Origin of the sequence: Parvibaculum sp. (genome assembly GCF_049672805.1) — a bacterium.
Lineage (GTDB): Bacteria > Pseudomonadota > Alphaproteobacteria > Parvibaculales > Parvibaculaceae > Parvibaculum.
Window position 1 is genome coordinate 1 of record NZ_JBATWS010000038.1, and the last position, 7944, is coordinate 7944.

7 protein-coding genes are annotated in these 7944 nt (G+C 60.9%); all 7 read right to left on the bottom strand.

All coding sequences use genetic code 11. The features are described from left to right. Window positions 1–174, bottom strand: a 174-nt coding sequence (locus WBF74_RS01190) for an endonuclease/exonuclease/phosphatase family protein (protein ID WP_424434027.1), incomplete at its 3' end; no start/stop codon positions are given. A 39-nt stretch (window positions 175–213) separates the two neighbouring features. Beyond that, complete coding sequence (locus WBF74_RS01195; protein ID WP_424434015.1) at window positions 214–840, bottom strand: hypothetical protein; 627 nt, start codon at window positions 838–840, stop codon at window positions 214–216. 383 nt (window positions 841–1223) lie between these two features. Then, the gene (locus tag WBF74_RS01200) at window positions 1224–2606 is read right to left on the bottom strand and encodes an aspartate aminotransferase family protein (RefSeq protein WP_424434017.1); all 1383 of its coding nucleotides are present in this window, start codon (window positions 2604–2606) and stop codon (window positions 1224–1226) included. A gap of 455 nt (window positions 2607–3061) precedes the next feature. Beyond that, window positions 3062–4444, bottom strand: a complete 1383-nt coding sequence (locus tag WBF74_RS01205; protein ID WP_424434019.1) for a glutamine synthetase family protein — start codon at window positions 4442–4444, stop codon at window positions 3062–3064. A gap of 21 nt (window positions 4445–4465) precedes the next feature. Then, window positions 4466–5212 carry a gamma-glutamyl-gamma-aminobutyrate hydrolase family protein gene (locus WBF74_RS01210; protein ID WP_424434021.1) on the bottom strand — a complete coding sequence of 249 codons (747 nt, stop codon included), beginning with the start codon at window positions 5210–5212 and terminating at the stop codon, window positions 4466–4468. Window positions 5213–5399: 187 nt separating this feature from the next. Next, complete coding sequence (locus WBF74_RS01215; protein WP_424434023.1) at window positions 5400–6134, bottom strand: LolA family protein; 735 nt, start codon at window positions 6132–6134, stop codon at window positions 5400–5402. A gap of 87 nt (window positions 6135–6221) precedes the next feature. After that, a partial coding sequence (locus tag WBF74_RS01220; RefSeq protein WP_424434025.1) for a DNA translocase FtsK occupies window positions 6222–7944 on the bottom strand: 1723 nt, incomplete at its 5' end.

The following is a 7944-nucleotide window of genomic DNA, read 5'->3' on the forward strand; positions in this document are numbered from 1 at the left end:
GGCGACATGCTCATAGCCCGCCTGCCTGACTGCCTTCATGGGGAAGGCATCGTTCACGCATTTGATTTCCTGAAGGCAAAGCACATCAGGCTGTTCTTCCGCGATCAGGCGTTCAACGAGATTAATCCGTAGGCGAACAGAATTGATATTCCAGGTCGCAATCTTGAGAGTCACATCATCGTCCGTTGTTGCAGGCGCGCGGCACAGGGCCGGTCAGAAAAGATTGAGGGTGAGACCCGCTATGCCGATGGGCCAGCGGCCCCGCGCAAAGAGCGCGAATTTGCGGCGGAAGGGGTGATCGGAAGGGGCATCCGCACTGAGGGAGAGCGCGGCGCCATGCGCGGCGTGAAGGGCAGCACCCGCAGCAGCGTTCAGCAATTCCTCGTCATCCACTTCCCAGAAATCGGCTGCCTCCGCCAGCGCGCTCCGCACGCGTTCTCCCAGCAGGGCCGAGACATGCGTCATGGCGATGGTGAGTGCGTCTTCGCTCAGTATTTCGAGCGCCTCGCTGGTGAGGCCGGCGCGCAGGCTTTCTTCGGCTTCCCAATGGGCGGGGTCGATGTCGAGCGTCATGGCGGCGTCGGCGGCTTCCGACCAGTCGCGCAGCCGCGCGGGTTCTGCATCGGGGAAGCCCAGACCATCAAGCCAGGAGCGGGCGAGAGCGCGGGTCTCCGCATCGAGCGGGCGGCCCAGCCGCGAGAACCACGGCATGTTCACCGCTTCCTCGCCGAAACGGCGGATGCCCGCCAGAATCGGGATTTCCGCCTCAAGCGCATCAAGCTCGGCGTCGGATATGGCGATGGGGGCATTGCTGCCGGAATCGTCGAAAAATCGGGACATGGATTCGGAAACCGTGAAAGGAAACGGGAGATTAGTCGCTTCGGGCGGCAAGGTCCAAAGGGACCTCAAAAAAGTTGCGCCCCGCCCGGGGGGAGGCGAGGCGCAACCGCGCAATCAGCGCTAGGGCACCGGGAGGGGAAGACCGGTGCCAAAGGGGGCTACAAGCACCGCATCGGGTGAGCGGGGGGCAGGTCACCCGGGCGGCTTAATGCTCGGCCCTCATGATTGAGTAGATAGGTTTCGCCGCGCGCGGCTTCAATATCCCGCCTTCATAAAGATGAAAGCAATCCGCCCGGCGCGAGGTCGGGCGGAAAGTCTATTGTTTTCAAGAAATTAGCCGTCGCGCTTTTGCGTGGCTCCCCGCGTCAAACCGACGCAGAGGCTCAGATGACGCCCAGATCCTTCGCGGTCAGGTCAATGCAGCGCCGCGCGAGGCCGAACAGCTCGTCGATCTCGTCCTTTGTGATGGTGAGGGGCGGGCTCAGCACCATTGTGTCGCCGATGGCGCGCATGACGAGGCCATTGGCAAAGCAGTGATTCCGGCAATGGGTGCCCGTGGTGCCGACATTGGGGAATTTCTCCCGCGTCTTGCGGTCCTTCACGAGTTCGATGGCGCCCAGAAGGCCGACGCCCCGCGTTTCGCCGACAAGCGGGTGATCGCCGAGTTCGGCGAGCTTCTTCTGGAAATAGGCGCCCGTCTCGCCGCCTGCCTTTTCGACAAGCTTTTCCTTCTGCATCAGCTCCAGATTGGCGAGCGCCACGGCGGAGGCAACCGGATGGCCCGAATAGGTGAAGCCGTGAGACCATTCCTCGTCGGAATTGAAAATCACATCACCCACACGCTTGCCCAAGCCGAGCGCGGCGATGGGCTGATAGCCGGAGGACAGGCCCTTTGCCATGTTGATCATGTCAGGCTCGATGCCGAATGTGTCGGAACCGAACCACTGGCCTGTGCGGCCGAAACCACAGATCACTTCGTCCACATGGAGCAGCACGTCATATTCGCGGCAAATGCGCTGGATTTCCTGCCAGTAGCCCTTGGGCGGAATGATGAGGCCGCCCGCACCCTGCACCGGCTCGGCGACAAAGGCCGCCACGTTTTCAGCCCCGAGTTCGCGGATCTTCGCCTCAAGGCTTGCGGCGGCTTTCTGGCCATATTCTTCCGGCGTCATGTCGCCGCCATCGGCATACCAGTCCGGGCAATCGACATGATGGAAGCCCGGCAGCGGCAGGTCCGCCTGCGGGTGCATATGGGTGAGGCCTGAGAGGGACGCAGAGGCCATAGTCACGCCGTGATAGGCCTTCTTGCGCGCGATGAAGAGTTTCTTGTTCGGCTTGCCCTGAAGGTTCCAGAAATAGCGGATCGTCTTGACCGCGCTGTCATTTCCTTCCGAGCCGGAATTGGCGAAGAAGAAGCGGTCGATGCCTTTCGGACAGACTTCCGCGAGCTTTTGCGAGAGTTCCGCCGCATAGGGGTTCGTCGTCTGGAAGAAGCTGTTGTAGTAGGAAAGCTCCTTCAGCGCCTTGTAGCCCGCCTGCGCCAGTTCCTCGCGGCCATAACCGACCTGCACGCACCAGAGGCCTGCCATGCCGTCGATGATGCGCTTGCCTTCCGAGTCATAGAGATAGACGCCTTCCGCACGGGTGATGACGCGCGCGCCCGTGGCGGCGAGTTCTTTATGCGTGGTGAAGGGGTGGAGGTGATGGGCGGCGTCCATCTCCTGCCAGCGTTTGGTCTGGTTTGAAATCATGGCGGTCTGAGACATGGAAAATCTGCTCCGAAGTTCCGAATGAAAAATATGCGGAAAGGCGCGCGGGCTCACGCGCGCGGGGAGCGGATTTACGGATTGTAGCCGATGCGCGCGCAGAGGATCAGCAGTTCGCGCTTGGCGAGGCGCATCCGTGCGGCAGGTGGAAAGGTGTCACTGAGCATGGGGTCACACTAACCGAGAAAGAGAAAATAGGCCAGAACCCCCGCCAGCGTTATGGGGACAAGTATCAACAGGATGGCGGCCTCGTTTCGAAATCGATCGAATTGCCTCCACGCCAATCCTGGTGAGACCATGCACAGCGCAGGTAGTGCCGAAAAGAAAAGCAACGTCAGGTATGGCGGGCTATCCGTCATACCCAATGCAGGGAGAGACAGAGCGACGAAATAGAGCGCTGGCAGGAAAAGTACCAGATTGAAGACAGTACCAGTCCACAGCAGGGCACGCATGGATCACACGTTCAGCAGCAGATGCTCGCGTTCCCATGCCGAGATCACCTGTTGATAGGCGGCGTGTTCGGTGAGTTTCACGTCCATGTAGAGCGTCACGAAATCCGCGCCGAGAATGGCCTTGAGTTCCGTCGCGGTGCGCAGGTTGTCGAGCGCTTCAAGGAGGTGGCGGGGCAGCGCATAGCGCTTGCTGTCATAAGCATTGCCCGTCATTTCCTTGGTGGGTTTGAGGTCGTTCACCATGCCGATATAGCCGCAGGCGAGCGAGGTCGCGATGGCGAGATAAGGGTTCGCATCGGCACCTGGCACGCGGTTTTCGACGCGGCGACCCTGACGCTTTGCTTCGGGTATGCGAAGGCCCACGGTGCGGTTCTCATGGCCCCAATGCGTGTTAATGGGGGCGGCGTGGTCGCGCACGATACGGCGATAGGAATTGACGTTGGGCGCGAGCAGCGCCATCGCGTCGGGCAGATATTTCTGAAGGCCCGCAATGTAGCTGAGAAACAGTTTCGTGTCCTTGCCCTGCTTCGTCGCAAAGAGATTGTCACCCGTCTGTGCACTGACGATTGACTGGTGAATATGCATCGCGCTGCCCGGCTCGCCCTGATAGGGCTTTGCCATGAAGGTCGCATAGATGCCGTGGCGCAGTGCCGCCTGCCGCATGGTGCGCTTGAAGAGGAAAGCCTGATCGGCGATTTCGAGCGGATCGCCATGATCGAAATTGATCTCGACCTGTGCCGCGCCTGATTCATGAATCAGCGTGTCGATGTCGAGGTTCTGCGCTTCGCAGAAATCATACATGTCCTCGAAGATCGGATCGAACTCGTTGACCGCATCAATGCCATAGGACTGGCGTGCCGTTTCCTGGCGGCCATTGGCGCCCACAGGCGGTTCCAGCGGATAGTCGGGGTCGATATTCTTTGCGGCGAGATAGAACTCGATTTCCGGCGCGACGACAGGCTGCCAGCCCTTCTCCTCGAAGAGTGCCAGCACACGGCGCAGTACGTTGCGCGGTGCAATCGGCACGGGGCGGCCATCGCGGTAATTCGCGTCGCAGATGATTTGTGCGGTTGGCTCGTCATACCAGGGCACAACGCGCACGGTGGCAGGGTCTGGATCAAGGATGATGTCGGGTTCGATGTCGCCAAGGAAATCGCTGTCAACATAGTCGCCTGTCACGGTCTGTCCGAAGATCGATTCAGGGAGTTTCAGCGAACGGTCGTAGAGGCCGGAAATGAACTTGCGGGTCGGGATGATCTTGCCCCGCGCGATGCCGGCCATATCCGACACCATGCATTCGACTTCGGTGATGCGGCGGTCTTTCAGCCACTTCACGAGGTCTTCGACATTCGTGACCGTATCTTCCTTATCGCTTCCCACCTGCATGGGACACCACACTTTCCTTTTTCATGCGTTCACGGCGACCGCCTGGCGCACCGCGTCTCCAAAGGCCCGGAACAGTTTTTGCGAGTCCGGGTTGTTCCAATATTCCCATTCGGGATGCCACTGCACCCCAAGCGCAAATGATTTCGCGCCTTCAACGGTGACGGCTTCTATCGTGCCGTCAATCGCGCGTCCTTCCGCGATGAGGCGATCTGCCTTGCGGGCAATCCCCTGACCGTGGAGTGAGTTTACCACGATCTTCCGTGTGCCGAGCAGTTTTTCGAAAAAGCTGCCTTCGGTGAACATCACCTCATGGGCGGGGCCATACTGAATGGCGAGCGGGTCTTCCTTGTTCTCGCGGTGATCCATGCGCGGCGCATAGCCCGGATCGGAAGGCTCTTCATGGATGTGCTGATGCAGCGTGCCGCCAAAGGCGACATTCATTTCCTGAAAGCCGCGGCAGACGGCAAAGAGGGGTACGGCGCGCTCCACCGAGGCGCGGATGAGGTCGAGCGTCAGCGCATCGCGCTGGCGGTCGCTCAGCACACCTTCGCGGGGCGGGGTGCCGCCATAATTGTCGGGGTGGACATTCGAGTGCGAGCCTGTGAGGAAAATGCCGTCGCAAAGCGCGAAGATTTCTTCGAGATAGTCATCGACGCCCGAAAAGGGTTCACGGGGCACCGGAAGCAGGATCGGCTGGCAATCGGCTGCGCCGTCCACGGCGGCGATATATTTCTCTCCCACCGCATGAAACGGGTGGGGGCCAAGCATTTTCACATCGCAAGGGATGCCGATAAGGGGCCGTCGAGGTGACTTTCGGGGGGGCGATTTTCGGGTCATTCAGAGTCACAAGTATCTGCGTCCTTCGCCACCGGTCAAGGCGGCGGGGACGGGCGAAGAGATTACCTGTGAGGATAGAGGAGGCGGGAGAGCTATGCCAGCGGCGCGGGCAGATGGCTTATCGCGGACCGCCGATTTCCGGGCGCTGGGCGTCTCGCAGCACGAAAAGCGAGTTGTCGGCCCGGATACCGGTTTCGACATTGCGCAGGGCAACGGTGGTCTGAAGCCCTTGCGCATCCGTTACGACCCATTGGCGAAGCTGCATGCGCGGCTGGTCGAAAATCAGCGTGATCTGGCCGGGTGCCTCGCCTGAGCGGTCCGCAATGGTGATAAGCAGCGCGCCGGGCTGGCTTGCAACACCGAGCACACGGGCATTTTCCGACAGGTTGATGTCGCGCGCGAGAAAGAGGCTGAGCGGCGTGGAGGCGATGGGGTAGCGCTGCGCGGGCGCGGCGCTGTCCTTCACGGCGACCCATGTGCCGTCTGCGACAACGAGCAGGTTTTCCGGCGCGTTATATTCAAAGCGCATCCGTCCCGGGCGGCGAAGATAGAACTTACCCTCGGTGACGGAGCCATCAGGCCCGACCTGAAGGAAATCACCCTGCATGTTTTCGAGCGAGGCGAGATAGGCATTTGCCTGCGCAATCGCCTCCTCATCCGTCAGCGCCTGAGGGGCGGTATCGCCGGTTTCAATGGCGGGAGTGATCTCCAGAATTTCTTCCGCACTTGCCGGGCGGCTTCCAGCCGTCAGCATCGTCACAAAGAGCAGGCCAAGCCCGATCAGTGCAACGGCAACCAGCATGCGCTGTCTTTGACGGTGGATGTGCTCAAGGTCTTTCATGAGGGAAAGCATGGGCATCCTTTGTGGCAAAATAAGGAGATCGGAAGGGCGTTTTGGCGGCGACGGTAAGGGGGTAACTAATCGGAAAAACCCCTTTTATCAGTGATCTCCAACAAGAACCTCACGCTTTCCCTGATGGTTGGGCGGGCTGACAACGCCTTGCTCCTCCATCAATTCGATGAGGCGGGCGGCGCGGTTATAGCCGATTTGCAGGCGGCGCTGGATGTAGCTTGTCGAGGCGCGCTTGTCGCGGGCGACAATGGCGACGGCCTTGTCATAAAGATCGTCGCCCGAACCGCCGCCATCCAGTGCGAAGGGGTCTTCGCCCTGTTCTTCCTCGGCGGTAATGGCTTCGAGATATTCGGGCACGCCCTGCTTTTTCAGGAAGGTCACGACCTTCTCGACTTCCTCGTCGGAAACGAAGGGGCCATGCACGCGGCGGATGCGGCCACCGCCTGCCATGTAGAGCATGTCGCCCTGGCCGAGAAGCTGCTCTGCGCCCTGCTCGCCGAGAATGGTGCGGCTGTCGATCTTCGAGGTGACCTGAAAGGAAATACGGGTCGGGAAGTTCGCCTTGATGGTGCCGGTGATGACGTCCACGCTGGGGCGCTGTGTGGCGGTGATGATGTGGATGCCTGCCGCGCGCGCCATCTGGGCGAGGCGCTGCACGGCGGCCTCGATCTCCTTGCCCGCCACCATCATCAGATCGGCCATCTCGTCCACGATGACGACGATGAAGGGCATGGGGGAGAGATCCATCTCCTCCTCTTCATAGATCGCCTGTCCCGTTTCCTTGTCGAAGCCGGTCTGGACGGTGCGGACCAGCACTTCGCCGCGTTCATTTGCTTCCGTCACGCGGGCGTTGTAGCCGTCGATATTCCGTACACCGACTTTCGACATCTTGCGATAGCGGTCCTCCATCTCCTTCACCACCCATTTCAGGGCGACGACCGCCTTTTTGGGTTCGGTGACGACAGGAGCGAGGAGATGCGGGATGCCGTCATAGACGGAGAGTTCCAGCATCTTCGGATCGATCATGATGAGTTTGCACTGATCCGGCGAGAGCCGGTAAAGCAGCGACAGGATCATGGTGTTGATGCCGACCGACTTGCCGGAGCCGGTGGTGCCCGCAATCAGCAGATGCGGCATACGGGCGAGATCGGAAAGCACGGGCTCGCCGCCGATATTCTTGCCAAGCGCGAGGGTGAGGCGGGAGCTTGCGTTCTCGTAATCCTGCGTCTCGAGGAGCTCGCGTAGATAGACCATGTCGCGCTTTGCATTGGGCAGTTCGATGCCGATGGCATTGCGGCCCGGCACAACGGCAACACGCGCGGAAACGGCGCTCATGGAACGCGCAATGTCGTCGGCAAGCGAGATGATGCGTGACGATTTGATGCCGGGTGCAGGCTCCAGTTCGTAAAGCGTGACGACAGGGCCGGGGCGCACCGAGATGATCTCGCCGCGAATGCCGAAATCATCCAGCACGGATTCGAGCAGGCGCGCATTCTGTTGCAGCGCTTCGTCGGTGAGTTGTGCGGCAACACTCGGCCCCTTGGGGCGCGCGAGAAGGCTGAGCGGGGGAAGCTGGTAGTCGCTTACCGGCTCGAGCGGCAGCTTCGGCTGCGCTTCGCGAACGGCGCGCTTTGAGGGTTTGATCGGTTTCGTGATGCCGCGATTGACCTGCGGGGCAGGGCGATCATCCCAATCCGGTTCGACGCGCTCCTCTGCTTCTGCTTCCTCGCGCGCGCGCAGGCGCTTTGCGCGGCGCGTTTCGCGCGGCGGGGCGGCCGCGTCATCGCCGCGCTTGCCGAAGGTGCCAAGG

What these genes read in the sequence shown, in the direction of transcription:
- WBF74_RS01195 (WP_424434015.1), bottom strand. Translation starts at nt 840, where the DNA reads ATGTCCCGATTTTTCGACGATTCCGGCAGCAATGCCCCCATCGCCATA.
- WBF74_RS01200 (WP_424434017.1), bottom strand. Translation starts at nt 2,606, where the DNA reads ATGTCTCAGACCGCCATGATTTCAAACCAGACCAAACGCTGGCAGGAG.
- WBF74_RS01205 (WP_424434019.1), bottom strand. Translation starts at nt 4,444, where the DNA reads ATGCAGGTGGGAAGCGATAAGGAAGATACGGTCACGAATGTCGAAGAC.
- WBF74_RS01210 (WP_424434021.1), bottom strand. Translation starts at nt 5,212, where the DNA reads ATGCTTGGCCCCCACCCGTTTCATGCGGTGGGAGAGAAATATATCGCC.
- WBF74_RS01215 (WP_424434023.1), bottom strand. Translation starts at nt 6,134, where the DNA reads ATGCTTTCCCTCATGAAAGACCTTGAGCACATCCACCGTCAAAGACAG.